At 40.6% G+C, this 16782-nt stretch carries 16 protein-coding genes; 3 read left to right on the top strand and 13 right to left on the bottom strand.

Annotation, left to right across the window (positions count from 1 at the left end):
* Window positions 1-148 precede the first annotated feature (148 nt).
* The 3 genes from ACK4HU_RS20250 to ACK4HU_RS20240 form a co-directional block, all read right to left on the bottom strand.
* Window positions 149-1294, bottom strand: coding sequence for a DUF4221 family protein (locus ACK4HU_RS20250; protein WP_409809550.1), 1146 nt, complete (start codon window positions 1292-1294; stop codon window positions 149-151).
* A gap of 172 nt (window positions 1295-1466) precedes the next feature.
* Window positions 1467-4127: a PQQ-dependent sugar dehydrogenase gene (locus ACK4HU_RS20245; protein ID WP_409809549.1), complete on the bottom strand. Its 2661-nt coding sequence runs from the start codon at window positions 4125-4127 to the stop codon at window positions 1467-1469.
* A gap of 179 nt (window positions 4128-4306) precedes the next feature.
* On the bottom strand, window positions 4307-4909 hold the full coding sequence (locus ACK4HU_RS20240; protein WP_409809548.1) for an outer membrane beta-barrel protein: 603 nt from the start codon (window positions 4907-4909) through the stop codon (window positions 4307-4309).
* 210 nt (window positions 4910-5119) lie between these two features.
* Here ACK4HU_RS20240 and msrA point away from each other — a divergent pair, with 210 nt between their 5' ends.
* Window positions 5120-6229, top strand: coding sequence for a peptide-methionine (S)-S-oxide reductase MsrA (gene msrA, locus ACK4HU_RS20235; RefSeq protein WP_409809547.1), 1110 nt, complete (start codon window positions 5120-5122; stop codon window positions 6227-6229).
* 65 nt (window positions 6230-6294) lie between these two features.
* Here msrA and ACK4HU_RS20230 read toward each other — a convergent pair whose 3' ends face one another.
* Window positions 6295-6900, bottom strand: a complete 606-nt coding sequence (locus ACK4HU_RS20230; RefSeq protein WP_409809546.1) for an alpha-ketoglutarate-dependent dioxygenase AlkB family protein — start codon at window positions 6898-6900, stop codon at window positions 6295-6297.
* A gap of 95 nt (window positions 6901-6995) precedes the next feature.
* Here ACK4HU_RS20230 and ACK4HU_RS20225 point away from each other — a divergent pair, with 95 nt between their 5' ends.
* Window positions 6996-7403, top strand: coding sequence for a hypothetical protein (locus ACK4HU_RS20225; protein WP_409809545.1), 408 nt, complete (start codon window positions 6996-6998; stop codon window positions 7401-7403).
* On the opposite strand, the gene ACK4HU_RS20220 is transcribed toward ACK4HU_RS20225, so the two are convergent.
* Complete coding sequence (locus tag ACK4HU_RS20220; RefSeq protein WP_409809544.1) at window positions 7404-7838, bottom strand: Dabb family protein; 435 nt, start codon at window positions 7836-7838, stop codon at window positions 7404-7406. It lies immediately after the preceding gene.
* Between the two features lie 102 nt (window positions 7839-7940).
* On the opposite strand from ACK4HU_RS20220, the gene ACK4HU_RS20215 reads away from it, so the two are divergent.
* Window positions 7941-8936: a 2-hydroxyacid dehydrogenase gene (locus ACK4HU_RS20215; protein WP_409809543.1), complete on the top strand. Its 996-nt coding sequence runs from the start codon at window positions 7941-7943 to the stop codon at window positions 8934-8936.
* 56 nt (window positions 8937-8992) lie between these two features.
* Here ACK4HU_RS20215 and ACK4HU_RS20210 read toward each other — a convergent pair whose 3' ends face one another.
* From ACK4HU_RS20210 to ACK4HU_RS20175, 8 genes are all read right to left on the bottom strand, one after another.
* Entirely contained in the window at window positions 8993-9187 is a 195-nt protein-coding gene (locus ACK4HU_RS20210; protein ID WP_409809542.1) for a cold-shock protein, read from the bottom strand.
* Window positions 9180-9440, bottom strand: a complete 261-nt coding sequence (locus ACK4HU_RS20205; RefSeq protein ID WP_409809541.1) for a cold-shock protein — start codon at window positions 9438-9440, stop codon at window positions 9180-9182. Before ACK4HU_RS20205 ends, ACK4HU_RS20210 begins: the two co-directional genes overlap by 8 nt.
* Before the next feature lie 10 nt (window positions 9441-9450).
* Window positions 9451-10644 carry a DEAD/DEAH box helicase gene (locus tag ACK4HU_RS20200; protein WP_409809540.1) on the bottom strand — a complete coding sequence of 398 codons (1194 nt, stop codon included), beginning with the start codon at window positions 10642-10644 and terminating at the stop codon, window positions 9451-9453.
* 11 nt (window positions 10645-10655) lie between these two features.
* The gene (locus ACK4HU_RS20195; protein WP_409809539.1) at window positions 10656-11642 is read right to left on the bottom strand and encodes a fatty acid desaturase family protein; all 987 of its coding nucleotides are present in this window, start codon (window positions 11640-11642) and stop codon (window positions 10656-10658) included.
* Between the two features lie 377 nt (window positions 11643-12019).
* Entirely contained in the window at window positions 12020-13372 is a 1353-nt protein-coding gene (locus ACK4HU_RS20190; protein WP_409809538.1) for a hypothetical protein, read from the bottom strand.
* A complete protein-coding gene (locus ACK4HU_RS20185; protein ID WP_409809537.1) occupies window positions 13372-14421 on the bottom strand; it encodes a c-type cytochrome in 1050 nt (349 codons plus the stop codon). The genes ACK4HU_RS20190 and ACK4HU_RS20185 overlap by 1 nt, the downstream gene beginning before the upstream one ends.
* Window positions 14422-14525: 104 nt before the next feature.
* Window positions 14526-15236 (bottom strand): acyl-[acyl-carrier-protein] thioesterase, encoded by a 711-nt coding sequence (locus tag ACK4HU_RS20180; RefSeq protein ID WP_409809536.1) that lies wholly within the window; start codon window positions 15234-15236, stop codon window positions 14526-14528.
* Window positions 15233-16405 carry an MFS transporter gene (locus ACK4HU_RS20175; RefSeq protein ID WP_409809535.1) on the bottom strand — a complete coding sequence of 391 codons (1173 nt, stop codon included), beginning with the start codon at window positions 16403-16405 and terminating at the stop codon, window positions 15233-15235. The genes ACK4HU_RS20180 and ACK4HU_RS20175 overlap by 4 nt, the downstream gene beginning before the upstream one ends.
* Window positions 16406-16782 lie beyond the last annotated feature (377 nt).

Raw genomic sequence — 16782 nt, 5'->3', positions numbered from 1 at the left:
TTTTTTTTTTTTTTGGGTGGGCCCAACATCGCGCCTCCACCGAATTCCCCACCCCTCCCATAAACAACCAGAATCTGGAGGCCGTCCCGATAGCTATCGGGACGAGGCCATTTTGGTTTACTGGCAAAGAAGCGGATATACAGAATGATTAATTAAAAGTCAATCTTATAAAAGCCAATTCATCATCGATATTCTCAAAAATCCAGATTTTTCCGTCTTTGGTGAAATGTTTTTTGGGAGCTGTAGTGATTTCAGGAATTAGGGCTTCGCCTATAAGTTCCAGTTCTTTATCGAAAACACTGAGAAAAACCTCAGCACTCATAATTGTGTAATATCCTTCTTCATTTTTGCTTTCCGTTAATTTCTTTTTGCTGGAAAATCGGTAAAACTTTTCATTGACTTCATCCCAGATAAATTCACCATAGTTGATATCCTCCTCTGATTTTTTAGAAATATCCTCCATTTCCTCAATGGAATACTCAAATTGTTTTGGCCCGATATATTTTCGCTTCGCTCCCAATAAGGGAGTCTCCCAACTTTTGGAAAATAAGCTGTCTTTAACCAAATCGAAAATCTGAATTTCATTGATGACAGATGATGAAAGCACCAATTTATCTGGACCTTGAGTTGAAAAAACTGATCCTCCTAAATTACCGGCGAAATTCCCGTTAATGAGGATTTCCGTTTTGTATTCATTGATTTTGGCGAATTCCGGAAGCTCAATCTTTCTTGAAATTCGATTAGCTAAATCAAATTCAACAAGGAAATAAATATTTTCTTTCCACTCAAAGAAAAGCCCAATCACTCGGTTTTTATTTTGGAGATCTTCATAAATGGTTTGAGGATATACTTCAGAACCAAGAAGTTGATCCGGTGCGATTTTGTCCAACTCCAAATCTCTAGTTTTCACTCCATTTTGGTCAAAAAACGCATAGAGCCCGTAAAACCACACCAGAACTTGATCAGAATCAGACACATTTAAGGAACTAATCATGGTTCCTATTCCATTGGGACCCTCTTTTTCGTACTTGATCCTTTTCTCAAAAACCAATTCGTCCAAATTAATTCGCTCGGATTCCACGTCGGTCCGATTAAAATTGATCAAATAGCTTTTGTCAGGAGATAGTCCTGAGAAAAAAAGGTTATCCCTAAGGTCAATAAACTCCCCATCAGAATCAACCATAACTGTGTCAAAAGAGATTGAGAACTTGTCAACAAACTTTTTTTCAGTTTCAGCCTTTTCAGCGCAAAACGCTAAAAGAAACAACAGTGTAATCCAATAGAGATATTTCATAGTTTAGTTAGTTAAAAAGAATACTACTAAAACTATTTATACCTTATTGAAACTCAAAATGCTATAAGATTTATTAAGTTAATTTTTCTAATGTAAACAACTGAACATCAATACTAAATTTTAATTCATGATAAAAAAAGGCCTGAAATCTGAAGATTTCAGGCCTTTCGATTTATCGAATAAACTTAATCGTATTCATGTTGAAAGTATTCCAAATTGACACCTCACTCTCAGGTTGAAATACGATATATAAATCCTGAAAATCCTGTACTACAGTCAATTTCATGTTCACAGGAAAATACTGGCCTTCCACATTTTTTGGTCGATCTTCTTTGCTCAAGGCAGCCGTCTCTCCGATCAGTTTGCCATCAGGACTACCTACTCTCACCTGAAGTTTTCCTTTGGTATTTCCGGGATTCAAAGCTAATTCTAGGGATGAAATTCCAGTTAGGTCAAGATTTTCAAATTTTATCCACGCATCCTTTGCCGTAAACTTCACGAACTGGAATTGCGGACCATTAGCTTTGGCTACATCCTGAAGCTGATTTGCAGATGATGCCCGAACGAGACTATTTCTCAAGTTCAATTGAATAAATGTTTTTTGCGGCCCGATTCCATTTGCTCCTTTGTCTTCGTATGCGGCCTGGATGAGATAGTAACCTTCCTGATTTTGGATTTTATCCAGCTTGAATTGTCCTGAAAGTGGCAAGGCACTTCCCTTGGAATTTGGATTGGCAATACCAAGAATGAAGTCCACCATTTTGTCCACTTGATCTGCCTCCAGTTGAGGATGACCCGGCATCACACGTTCTCCCCACACTCCTCCACCACCATTGATGATCTTTCCAGCAAGATAAGTTTTGGCATCAGTCTGATTTGCATATTTCTTGGATACTTCGGTATAATTTGGACCTACAGATTCCTTTTCGATCGCATGACAGGCCTTACAACCGGCTTGGGTGATGTATGATTCTCCGGGGTGAATCTGCTCCTGCTGATGTCCGATTTGGATCAGATCGTATCCTCCCTCCAAGTAGTCAATGCTGAAATTCACTCGGGATGGATCAATTACACCATCTTCGACATCACTTACATTGACTTGATAAGACACCGATTCCGGACCGAAATAGAAACTTTTGTTAGCTTTCCAATCGATTTCAACTTTTGGTGCTTCATTACCAACTTTGACTTCGAGATTTGCCTCAGCGCTTGCTCCCTCTTTGTCTTTGACAGTTAGCTTAATAGGAAAAACGCCAGGTTTTGAAAACACAAAAGCTGGATTCGGTTCATTTGATTTTTCTCCATTTCCAAAATCCCAGGTATAGGAAAGCTGATCTCCTGGATCGAAATCCGTAGTTCCTTCAGAAGAAAAGTTGACCGTCAAAGGTGTAGCGCCAATTAGTTTATCAGCAGAAGCTTGAACGCTTGGCTTTCTATTTCCTGAGGCAAATTCAATTCGATAAATCCCAGAATCGTCATTTTGAGAACTCCAGAAAGTCCCATACTCCAGAACGTAAAGTGAACCATCCTTTGCAAACTGCATGTCCACCGGTTTGTCAAAAACAGTGGACGGCATAAATCGCTCCATCGTGTCGTATTGGAAATCCTCCGTCAGCGTCACTGTGAAAATCCAGTTTCTCATCCAATCGTAAAAGATCCCCTTTCCATCAAAATATCCAGGGAAACGGACATCCGAAGCTTCATAATCTCCCCGATAGTAAACCGGTCCGGCCATTGCATTTCTTCCTCCCGTTCCCAACATTGGAAACTCCACAGACTCATCATATGGATACCAAATCAAGGCTGGAGTTGCTGGAGGAAGGATTTCAATTCCTGTACTGTTCGGAGAAGTGTTTTTGGGTGCAGCGGGATCAAATTCAAAAAGGCTTTCCTGCTTCTCAAAATCATACTTCCAGTAAGCCTTGTTGTTACCCACAAAGTAAGGCCAGCCAAAATATCCCGGCTTCGTGGCCAAATTAAACTCATCGTGACCTTTTGGTCCACGTCTTAAACTATCTACGGATGCATCAGGACCAACTTCTCCCCAAAAGAGATTACCATTTCTCTGATCAATTCCAATCCGAAATGGGTTTCTGTTACCCTTCACATAGATTTCAGGTCGAGTATTTGGTGTGCCTACCGGGAAAAGATTGCCTTCAGGAATTGTATAGGTCCCATCTGGCTGAGGGGTAATACGAATGATTGATCCGCGTAGGTCATTGGAGTTACCCGCAGTCTTTTGAGCATCGACATTTCCCGGACGACCAACACGCTCATCAATTGGATTGTAATTATCAGATTCAAATGGAGTGGAATCATCTCCCATGCTCAAAAATAAATTGCCTTTGGAATCAAACTCCAACGAACCACCGGAATGGCAGCAACCTCTGAAAACGGGTACCTCCAACATGATCTTCTCCGTGGATTTATCCAGAAGTCCATCTACTAGTGTAAATCGAGAAAGACGGTTGATTTCTAATTCACCCACCGGTGAATAGTAAAGATAAATCCATTGATTTTGAGCGAATTTTGGATCTCGAGCTAAACCTAATAGCCCATCTTCAGCTTGTGAATAAACGTCCAAAAAACCAATCTCTTCGATTTGACCACTTTCAGAAACATACTTTCTGATTTTCCCTGCTCGTTCAATAAAAAGTACGTCAAAATTGTCCAGAACCTCAATTTCCATAGGTTCGTTGAGTTTTTCGACAAGGGTGATTTTGGTGAAACGACTTTCTTCCGGACGGATGGTTGCGAAAGGATCTTCGTCTTTTTTGGCACAACTCCACAGCATCAAACTCAACAGCCCAAGTACCGTAACATTTTTGATCATAAACCAGACAGATTATTTTGGTCTGGTTAAGATAGAGAAATCATTGAAAATTGAAATGGGTTTTTATTTAAGGAGTGTAAACAGAAAGCAGCTCTCCTATCCTTAGCGAATTTACCTTGGTTTAGGTGTTGGAAGACCGGAGAATGAAGACCGGAGACCGAAGAACGAAAGCCAGCTAATTACTTGATTTTTTTGCCCGGAATCATAAAGGAAAGCCCGAGAATTAACTGCTGGTTTTTGTAATCTTTGTTCCCCAGTACATTTTCAAAAGAATATTTGCGCTCATTGAGTTCTCGCTCAAAACGCAAATCCAGCCCAACAGGACCCAAGTTGACTCCCAATCCCAACTGAAATCCAAGACCAAAAGGATCGGTTTTCTCAAAATTCTCAGGCTTGGAAAACTTCTCATCAAAAGTATAATGTAAAGAAGGTCCAACTGAAAAGCCGATTACTTTGAAAAGTCTCATTTTCACTAATACCGGAAGGTCAACTCGCTGAAAATCCACAGATCCCAAATCAGTTGTAAACTGAGATTTGGTATAGATCATCTCCGGTCTCAAGGCGATGTCGTAACTGGACAATTGAAAAAATATCCCAAGATGATAACCCATATTTTCACCCGGTTTGGAAAATATTTGTCTGGCATCCTTGAAGTATTTTCCGCTGGTATTGTAATTCATCCCCCCTTTGAATCCAAAGCCTGAACCTTGTTGAGCTTGGGACGATAGGGTTACACCCATAAATAAAAGAACAACAAGAAGGGATTTTTTTGTACTTATCATATACTCAAGAGTTAATTTTAACTTATGTCGTAATACTTGCTTGAAATGTAACCTAACTGACAATCCATAATTCCTCAAGTGCCGTACTTTGTCTTAAATAGAATTAAGAGCTTTTAAGAACTTGATGCGAACAGAAGCAAGCGATTGCATGTTAACCTATTGTCAAAAAGTTGACCAAAAATTGAAGTAAATCAGTAGAACCTTCACCAGATGCAAAATTTGCAAAAAATACCCATGATGATGATCACCTTACTAGTCAGCCTATTAATGGCCTGCTCCAATAATTTAACCGAATCGGTCGCCTCCTCGGACCAATCTCCTGAAGGAGTAGAAAAAGTTGTTTTTTCTTCCAAAACTCAATTAGCCACTTTTGCCGGAGGTTGTTTTTGGTGTGTTGAAGCACCATTTGAGGGCCTTGATGGCGTGATTTCGGTCATTTCCGGTTATTCGGGAGGTAAAGAAAAGAATCCCACTTATGGAGAAGTTTCCTCAGGAAAAACTTCCCATAAAGAAGCAGTCCAAATCACTTTTGATCCTGAAGTGATCAGCTACTCGGAATTAGCGGATATTTTCTGGCAAACTTATGATCCTACCGATGTCGGTGGTTCATTTTATGATAGAGGTTCACAATATGAGTCTGCGATTTTCTTCCATGATGCGGAGCAAAAGAAAGTTGCCGAAGACTCAAAAAGCAGATTGGATAAGTCAGGCAGATTCAAAAAGCCCATTGCCACTCCAATCATTAAATACATAAACTTCTACGCAGCAGAGGATTATCATCAGGACTATTATAAAAAGAGCCCGAAAGAGTATTATGCTTACAGAACAGGCAGCGGTAGAGATGCTTTCATCAAGCAACATTGGCCAGAATTGAGTGAGAAAAAATATGTCGCAACTCCAAAAGCTGAACTCAAGAAAACACTTACTCCGCTTCAATATGAAGTGACCATGGCGGATGCGACAGAATATGCATTTAAAAACGAGTACAACGGTAATAAAGAGGATGGAATTTACGTGTGCATTGTTTCAGGGGCCCCATTATTCAGTTCTAAAGACAAGTATGAATCAGGTTCTGGCTGGCCGAGTTTCACCAAACCGATAGATGCCAGAATCATTGATAAGCCGATAGATAAAGAAATGGGAATGACACGTGTCGAAGTTCGAAGTAAATTGGGAGGTAGCCATTTAGGACATGTTTTTTATGACGGTCCTGCCCCGACAAATTTGAGATATTGTATGAATTCGGCGGCAATGAAATTTATCCCGAAAAAAGATATGCAATCAGCGGGGTATGGAGATTATTTATGGTTGGTGGATTGATTGTTGAGTAAAAGGCTACCATTCGGTGGCCTTTTCTTTTTAGAACCATCACTTTTCCCCTATTATCAGAGCAGTTTTCTAAAAGTCAAATTAATTCTAGGACCAAGGATCTTCTTTGTTTTTGGAATCTGATGTTCCCAATGATGCTGGCTTTCGCCAGACATCATCAACAGGCTGCCGTGTGAGAGTGGAATGTCTATTTTATGGCCTTTCGATTCATAATGCCGGATTTGAAACATTCGTGTAGCTCCAAATGTGATGGAGGCAATGCTTGGATTTTTACCTAATACAGCTTCATTATCCCGATGCCAGCCCATGCTATCTTGTCCATCCCGATAGTAATTGCATAGGACATGTGTGAATTCAATTCCTGTAAACTCCTGAAGTTTGTCTTTCATTTCCTTCAACTCTACGGTCCAAACCAAAGGAGTCATGGAAATACCTGAATATCCATATGGTCGAGTCTCATCTCCATATAAAGCTGTCAAGCGCGGCTGCATGACCATTTTCCCGAACATTCGAATGGGCTCGTGTTTCCAGGCTAATGTAGTCTGGAGTTTTTCCAAGTAATGATCGGAAAGTTCTTTTTGAAAAAACTCCGAATAAAAAATCGTTTCTCCCTGAAAAGGAAGGAGGTTAGAATCACCAGAGTCGTAAATTGACTTTTGCATAACCTTTAAACTTACATTCAATCATCTGGTTTATTTTTGATAAAATCTACTTTTGAGTATCCCTCTGATTATCTTTAAAGAATAAATCCTGCATTATGAAAAAATTTGGTTTGATAGCCGGCTTAGTTCTCGTTTTGGTACTCGGAATCTTTTTTTGGTGGAAATTCTTTTTTGTATTCGGTGAGGGCGTGAAGGCCGGAAGTTTAAATTATTTTGTAAAAAAGGGCGTAGTATTCAAAACTTGGGAGGGCAGGATGGTTCAAGAAGGCTTCCAAAGCCCAACCTCAGGTGCTTTGCAAAGCAATGAATTCAGGTTCAGCGTCACTGATCCCAAAGTCGCGGAAATCCTGGAGCGCAATTCTGGCAAGCACCTTGAACTGCGCTACAAGGAATACAATGGCATGCTACCTTGGAGAGGTGCCAGTGAATTTGTCGTATCAGAAGTGATCAATGCCGGTGAGTTTACAAAATCCGGTGAAAGCTCACTCCCCTACAACAAATAATCAAGGTTTAGTCCAATAATCCAATACTGTCACTTTATCCAAATGAGGACCTACAATTCCCCCAAAGTCCTTGTGTGCTGGATGAGGCAGGTATGCGTCTCGATCCGAATTGGAATGAAAAGTCAAAGTAAAGGCATGTGTCAAGCCTTGATTTAGACCTTCCGGACTGGAATTCGTACCCCATTCAAATCCTTTAATTTCAGAGATTTGTGAAGGTAAGGCTTTGAAAGCATCGATTACAGCTTGAATATCAGTTTGGCTGGATGTTTCTTTAAACCCAAAAAGGACCACGTGTCGGAGAACAGAATCAGGCATTGCTACTTCTTTGTAATTAGATGAGTTTTCAGTTTTAGCTTCTTCGATATTTTCAACATTGTTTGGCTGATTACAGGACCAAAATAGAAAGAACGGAATGAGATAGCTTAATTTCTTCATATCGAGATTTTTCTCGAAACTAACTAGAATTTGGTTTTTATTTCAAATTTTTTGAAGGATTAAACTCAATTTTATCAGGGGACAACACGTAAATTGTAAATTATGAAAATTGCATTTTTCAGTACCAAATCTTACGACAGAGAGAGTTTTAGCCACTTTTTGAAAAATTCAGGACATGAAATCACCTACTTTGAAGCTAAGCTGGACAAACATACTGTGTATTTGGCAGAAGGCCATGAGGCTGTTTGTTCCTTTGTCAATGATAAAATAGATGCTACTATGCTGAAAAAATTGAGTCAGCTCAGCGTTAAACTCATTGCACTAAGGTGCGCAGGTTATAACCACATTGACTTATCGGCAGCTGCTGAAAATGGAATTAAGATCGTTAGAGTTCCAGCCTACAGTCCCGAGGCTGTTGCCGAACATGCTTTTGCGCTAATTTTGACCTTGAGTAGGAAAACTCACAAGGCATACAATCGAGTCAGAGAAAATAATTTCTCTTTGGAAGGACTTACAGGATTTAATATCCACGGTAAAACAATAGGTGTGATTGGAACAGGTGCTATTGGCAAAGCTTTTTGTAGGATAGCAAAAGGCTTTGGTTGTGAAATACTTGCATACGATATTTTTGAGAGTGAGGAAATGAAGGAGCTGGGAGTGAAATACCTCTCAATCGATGATGTACTTAGACAAAGCCAGATCATTTCCCTGCACTGCCCACTCAATCCGGATACACACCACATGATCAATTCCAAAACCATATCTCAACTGCAAGATGGGGTTATGCTGATCAATACCTCCAGAGGAGCATTGGTCGAAACAAAGGCAGTGATCAAAGCACTCAAGGAAAGAAAAATAGGGTTTTTAGGAATTGATGTCTACGAGCAAGAAGAGCATATATTTTTCAAAAATCTCTCAGAAGAGATTATGCAAGACGAGCAGATAGCGCGTTTGATGACTTTTCCGAATGTCCTCGTGACAGGACATCAGGCATTTCTGACTAAAGAAGCTTTGGAACAAATCGCAAAAATAACTTTAGAAAATATCTCCGCTTTCGATAATGGGCAAACTCTAATCAATGAAATCAAAGCCTCCTAAAAGCAAAAATCCCCGCCGGTTAACCTGCGGGGATAGTTGTTGGTAGTCGTTAAAGATTAATTTACAACTTTTACGTTTACGGCATTGATGCCTTTTTTACCTTGAACCAAGTCGTACTTTACTTTGTCATTTTCACGGATTTCGTGAACCAGTCCACTGTGATGTACGAATACGTCTTCACTGTTATCTGCTGGTGTGATAAAGCCAAAGCCTTTGGTTGTGTTAAAGAATTTTACTGTTCCTTCATTCATGATTTCTGAAATTTTGATTTGATTTTACTCGGTTTGGATTGGATTGTGTTGAATTTGGTTTTTTAACAATTGGCGGCTCGGGAGGAGTATCAGAGAAGTTTCCAAACTCGTCAACGTAAGCGATCATATTATCGAGGCTTCCGTCTTTAGGCTGGTTCTTGCGGTCCAGCTTTTTTTCGAGTTTTTCTTTCTGTTTACGCTTCTTTAGTTCAGCCTTTTGCTTCTTAATGAATGTGTTTTGATTTTTTGACATTAGTCAGTTATTAGTTTACAAAGGTGATAGCATGGCCGACTTTGCCGGCCCGTCCAGTTCTGCCGATCCGATGGATGTAAGCATCCATGGTCATCGGTAGCTGATAGTTGATCACATGAGAGACATCAGCTACATCGATTCCTCTGGCAGCAACATCAGTAGCTACCAGCACCCGTATATTCCCTTTTTTGAAATCTTCGATCATTTTGTTGCGAAAATTCTGGGATTTATCTCCATGAATCTGTCCGGCAGCGATGCCGACTTGATTCAGCTTCTTTGCTAGCCTATCGGCCAGTCTTTTGGTCTCGGTAAATAAAATTACTTTATCCATCTCAGGGCTTTTGAATAACCCTGATAGCATATCAAACTTCTCAGCACCTTCGGGCACTTTGATCGTTTGTTGTTCAATATTTTCGTTGGTTCCACCAGCGTTTTCTACAATTACTTCAATAGGGTTATTGAGTAAAGTAGAGATAAGTTGCTTTTGAGCTGGTTCGAGAGTTGCAGAAAAAAGGAGGGTCTGATCACGTCGCCCGATCAAGTTCACCAGTTTTTTGACATCGTTGACAAAACCCATATCGAGCATTCTGTCAAACTCATCAAGCACAAGTGTATTGACTTGGTTAAGCTTCAAAAGCTTTCTGTCAGACAGATCAAGTAATCTTCCGGGAGTACCTACCACCACCTGAAGCTTACGCTCAAGTTGCTTGTAATCCGAATTGATATTTGTCCCGCCGATAAATGTGGCTGAGTACAACTGTAAGCCTGCTACCAGACTTTTAAACTCTTCTTCGATTTGTAAGGCTAGCTCCCGTGTAGGAGTCACAACTAAAGCGGTGTAGTTTCTAGGATCTTTCAGGGCGTGCTCAATGATTGGGATCAAAAAAGCAGCCGTTTTACCTGATCCAGTCTTAGAAATTGCCATCATATCACGGCCCTCTAGGAGCGGCAAAATGGACTGTTCCTGAATTGTAGTTAATGTTTCGTAACCTTTAGCCTGAATGTTTGACAGTAATCTGGCATTCAAATTTAAGTCCACGAATGTCTTTTCGGTACGGAAACCCTCCTGTCCGCTTGGTTTTGCTTTTTTCACAAAAAGCTTTGGGTCCAATGTGGATTCTTTTTTCTTTTTCACTTGCCTTCTATCCACATTCCCGCCTCGGGGAGAATTGGAGGGCACAGTATTTTTTCTTGTATTTTGCATGTTTTGGATAATCAAGCTTTGGCAGGCTCCATCTCCGAGTTGCCCAGATAACGGAGCATTTCAAAGTGAGACTTCAAAGCATCAAAAAATGTCTTTTTAGTATGATAAGGGATATTGTATTCAGCCGCAGTGGCTTTTACAATGGGGGCAATTTTCCGATAATGCACATGGCAGATATCGGGAAACAAGTGATGCTCTACTTGATGATTTAATCCTCCGATCATCCAGGCAAATACCCGGCTTCCTTCGGAATAATTGGAAGTAGTAGCCAATTGGTGTAGCATGCGCTCACCCTCTATCATACCTTGTTCATTTACTTCAGGGAAATCTACGTTGGGCATAATATGAGCAGTCTGGAATACCAGTGAAATGCTCAATCCTGTGATAAAATGTAGTATTAAATAGGCTAGTAAAATTTCCCCAACACCAAAAGGGGAAAATGCGATAGGTAAACCTAATATGAAGGCAAAATAAACCACCTTCCAGGCAATAATCTTCAACACTGAGTTTCTGTAGACATTTTTGCCTTTCATCAAACCCATGTTGTAATAACGGGTTAAGCGAACGAAGTCTTTAGAAGTCACCCATGAGACCGTGGACAATCCATAGAAAAACCATGTGTACCAGTGCTGATATGGGTGAAGCCCATTCTTTGGAGCGTTTGGAGTAAATCTCAGAAAAAACGGAGCGTTGATATCATCATCACCTTCTGAAATATTTGTGTAGGAGTGATGAAGCACATTATGCTGTAATTTCCAAACCGTAGCATTGGCACCTACCATGTTAAGGGTATAGCCCAGAAGCTTATTGACAATGGGGTTTTTGGAAAATGAACCATGAATGGCATCATGCATCACACCCATCCCAATTCCAGCCATGCCAAAGCCGCTAAGAATATAGCATGCAAATAGTTGCCAGGTTTGATTTGCTACTCCCGTCGCAATTAATATGATGGGAGTGAAATAGAGTGAAACCATGACAATCGTCTTGAGAATCATTTCTCCATTTGCAAATTTTGATTTTTGGGTTGTTTTAAAGTAGTTGTTAACTCTACTCTTGAGAGTTATCGAGAAATCAGATAGTTCTGATTCCGTGAATCGGATAGTCTTGATAATAAATGAATTTAAGGTAAATGAAATCTAATCGTTCTCGTAAAGCTTGTAAACTGCAGGTTTTAATTCTGAAAATAACCGAAATTATATCGAATTAAAAAAGTAGAAGAATAAGAAGTAAAACCTGTAATGGAGAACTCTTGATTTGCTACTTAAGGCAGGGGTATTACCGTTGCTAACTTGTCACCAAGTGTCGAAAACATTTCTTCGACTTAACAAAGGTGAGGAATGGGATTCGAAATTCCAAATTTAGTTTTGGTTTATCAATTCCATTTCCAGTTTATAATTCCATTGAAATGAATTAGGTCTACTTTATTGTAAACCTGATTAGCTGTTAAGTAAGTTCCATGCAGTGGATCTTTTCTGACTAGGATTAGATGAAAGTCTAACTTGTTGATCTTTTTAGGCATAAATTTCAAACCCAAATTCACCTGACGGTAACTGGGGAAATTATATTTATTCGCAGCTGCGTCATTAACATCTGAAAGAAAATGAAACCCAAAATGACTATAAACTGAAACCGGAGCTTTCTCAAATCGATATTCACCATAAGCCACAAGGGCATCCACAGATTCAAAGCCTTCATTTCGCTCTCTGGGTATGAAAGTGTACCAGGCATCCTTTCCCCATTCCCTCGGACTCAGCCAGCGCCCCTTTCCACCGACATGGGTATAATTCAGATGGGTGATCCACTTTGAGTTTTTCCAACCCATTCTCCCCGAAATCGAATAATTCCTATCATCAGGCTCTTTATACCGAAGCTCAGGCGCTGCATTCCCCCCAGATCCGAGGCCATGCTGAAATCCACCCTGCAGGCCTAAAGTCAGGATTCCTGATTCCACTTTTTTATTTTTTTCAAATGAAAGTAAGTAGGTGGAAAATAGATTTTCCGCAGTAGTGTTAGAAACCCTCATCATTGCATCTTGTCCGATTTTACGATCCACTTCCAAAATCCCCAACCACTCACTTTTGGTATTACCAAAATATTGTGCTGGCTTGCCTGCAACTGTTCTACCAACTGGATAAATGCCAACAGTTTGTCCAACACCAAGCCAATCACTACTGCCTCTGATACTCATTCGTCCGACTGCCCAAGCTGAAAATTTCCAGAGTGAATTAGGTGCATACCATGCATTAAGTCCCTCAACCGCTGTTGGAGAAAGTCTTCCATCCTGAGCATTGACCCAGTCGGTATTAATCCCCATCCTGCCAGCCTTAATTCCAAAATTTTCCTCGGAGTACTCTATTGAGAGCGTTTCTAATTTTCCAAAAAATCTATTTCTGGTATCCAAAAGATCGAAAAGTCCAGTCTCGTACCGATTTGCTTGACCACTTATGGGGTCAGGTTCCGATATTTCGGAACTGGCTACATTAGCAAAGGTTCGATAGCCAATATGGAGTTTCCAGTGGTCTTGATATTTAATTTCAGCGCCAAGATTCAGACTCATTCCCAAAGCATAATCCTCCTTATAATCAAGTTTAGGATAATTGGTATTCATCCAGAAAGTTCGGAAATGAAGGTCGGGATTGACAATAAGTTTCCTTTCTTCCTCCTGAGCCTCAACACTGAAAAGGGTGCTCAAGAAGAAAATTAGTATTAGGATAATTCTTCTCATTAGTTGGTTTTTGACCGAGCTTCGCGAATAGGTTTGAAGGGTCCGAATTTGTGTTGTGCTTCAGAAAACCCATCAGCAAAAGGACCGAAAGGGTGATCCACTGGTTTTTTGGAAATATCAGGCCAGTCTTTGGAAAGATCTTTCTTTGGCCGATCCATACTATTCACATAGGCAGCCACATCCCACGCTTCTTCGTCTGAGATCATTGGTCTTTCGAAAGTTGCCCCCAAAGGCATATTAGCTTTGACATAACCCGCAAACCTTGAAAGTCGGTATAAACCCGCTCCATGATTATAGCTGTTTTCGCCCCAAAGTGGTGGATAGATATAGCCCTTGCCATCTGGTTTTGACATTCCCTGTCCATCGGATGCATGGCAGCTTTGGCACTGATTATCATATACAAGTTTACCCTTGAGTGGGTCTGCGGCCCGATCCATTGCCGGAACTTCGTAAATTCCAGATCCTACAGGAATCTCTCCTTTTGGCACATCTTTTCCCAACCAATTAATGTAGGCGGCCATAGCAATCATTTCTTTTGAATCTCTGGACAAGGGCTGTCCATTTAGACTTCGCTCGAAGCAGTCATTGATTCGCTTTTGGATATCTTCTTCCGTTCCTGATCGGGCACGCATCTTTGGATAGGTTGCAGCTACCGCTCCATAATTATTTCCTAAAGGAACTGTGCCAGCCTGCAAATGGCAGTTTTGACAATTCATACCATTGGAAATGGCTTTGACTTTGCCCTCTGGCCCTAAGTATTCTGATGTATTTGCCACGAGCTCTTTTCCATATTTGATATCGGAGGCGTTGGGTTCTGAATCTACGGAGGACCAATCCGGAGCTCCCCACATACTTGTAGGATCAGCAAGTGCTTTGACTACCGGAAGCTCGGCAATAGCTTGTGGAATCGCATTCTCCTTATTTGCAAGTCTAGGGAGCTGAATTCCTGAATAGGATAAAAAAACAACAAAACCGACTACCCCTACCAAGACGGTAGCCAAACCCAAAAGAGCCACGAGAAGAGCGATTAGTTTGACAAAAGACTGCATTTGATGATTTTAGATCATAAGGTAAGGTACAAAATTCAGAAATTTTGGAAGTAAATGATGGTGACTGTGGTCACATGAGAAATATTCCCAAACACCAGGTTGGACTAAACCTTCGAAGTGAATACTAGTTTTGCACCTACCCTACCTTCAATTATATATCCTTTTTCATTTTTGAAAAGAGATAGCAAGACACTTTCGCCCTCCAGAGATTCTGCTAAATAATTAATTGAAATTGAGCTTGGCCGAATTCCCTGATCAAAAAGTAAATTTTCCACCCAACGGATATAACTGGTGTTATTGACGTGGTTGTATAGATCCAAATCCGCCAATCTAACTTTCACCTCTTCAGATGCAATCAATTCTCCCTTTATCACGATTTTTCCAGGTTGCCAATCTGGTTTGATCTTGGGATCAAAAAGCGCGGCTGGCAGAACGGATTCAGGCTTTTGAATTCGCTTCGTCTCTGCATGTACCAGAAGCCATGAAGACATCCCCCTAGCCAAAATCTGATCATTATGATCCCAAACCAAAAACTCCCGGAATGCAAAAAGTTTATCCGCTCCCCTACCGCCGGTGAACAACCGGATCTTATCACCCCATTTTGGAAATTTTTCAACTTTAATTTCCAGCCTTGAGAGTATCCACATTTGCGAATTATCAAGAAGATTTCTCCCAAAATCAGCCGAATCAGCATGCCTCCAGGCAACTTCCTGAAGTAAATCAGCCAGAGAAGTCAGACTAATATTTCCATCAGGATGCACCTGAAATGAACCTACCTCATAAGAAAGTTGATATTGCAGGTTTTCGGGAATCATATTAGCACAGGTTTTTTGATTTTTGGAGGAATTAAAAACACCTTTTTTCGAAAACTTGAAAGTAGTGTGATTCCGATTCCATTGACTGCAATTAGCGCAAAGGAGATTTTCAAGTCAAATAATTCTGCAATAAATCCGATCAAAGGTGGCCCTAATAGAAATCCAAAAAAGGAAATAGTGGACACCATAGCCAAAGCCACGCTTGGACTATATAATTTGGATCGACCTGCAATACTGTAAGAAAGAGGAATAATAGAGGCAATGCCAAAACCAACTATTAAAAATCCGATAGTTGCTGTCCAGATATTCGGGAAAGCAACAGCTAATGCCAATCCGATAAAAATCAAAACCCCACTTACTTGAATCACTTCCACTTTTGTATATCGAGCGGCAATTTTGTCTGTCACAAACCTTCCGGAGGCCATTGCGCCCATAAACGCCACATATCCCAAAGCAATCAGAGAAGGGTCTGCCATCACGACTTTTTTGAAGTACACTCCACTCCAGTCAAACATGCAACCCTCAGCCATCATGCCTAAAAAAGCAATCGCTCCAATCCGTAAAAGTAAAGCGTCAGGTTTTTTCAAAACCAAGCCTCCTCCTTCAGAGACTTTTTGATCTTTCACAATAAAATGCTGGGCCGAAAGGATAATTACCACAGCAATACCCATTACGATAGTAAAGTGAATTTCTGGTGAAAACCCGATAAAAATCATCCCCGCTCCAATACCTGCACCGACAAACCCTGCAGTGCTCCAAAGCCCGTGAAAAGATGCCAGAATACTTTTCCCCATCTGATCTTCCAGATCTAAGGCCTGAGTATTTAGCGAAATATTCATCACATTTCCTAGCAATCCATAAGTAATCAACACTGGAATCAGGAGCAAAATGGAGGAACTAAGCCCTATCAAAGGCAAAGTCATGGCATAAGCAAAACTACCTATCATGATCACACTTCTACTTCCATATTGATGTACAGCCCAACCGGCTAAAGGCAACCCAAGAAGAGATCCAAGTGGCAAAAACAACAGCATTGTCCCAAGTTCTCCTTCCGAAAGGTCAAATTTGGCTTGGATGTCCGGTATTCTTGCAGCCCAACTGGCAAAGCAAAGTCCGACAAAAAAAAACATAGCCCCGAGTGCAGTGCGACGTTTTGAAAGGTAATTCATTGGGTAGGCTTGGTTTAATAGGCGCGCAAATTTAGAAATATTAGTCAGGTTTAGGAAAATGTTCCCAAAAGGAAAAAACTATTCCGGCTTGTGGCTAGTTTTGACACAAAGTAAAGCTTATGGAATTTGTTATTGTAGGAGTCATTCTGATCACGATCATAATTTTCATCAGAATCATTATCAAAAAGGTATTTAATTAAAATGTATAGCCGCTTTCTTACAAGTATCTCCTTTTAAACAAAATAACCTCGACTTCGCTCGGCCAACGAATCTTGAATAATTACAAGAGGGGAGGGGAATTGGGGGGGGGCGCCGGTGACGACCCCCCACAAAAAAAAAAAAAAAACCACAACCAGCCCACGTTGTGGTTTTTAAAA

The organism is Algoriphagus sp., from assembly GCF_046296635.1.
Lineage (GTDB): Bacteria > Bacteroidota > Bacteroidia > Cytophagales > Cyclobacteriaceae > Algoriphagus.
This window is presented reverse-complemented; position numbering and strand designations above follow the sequence as displayed.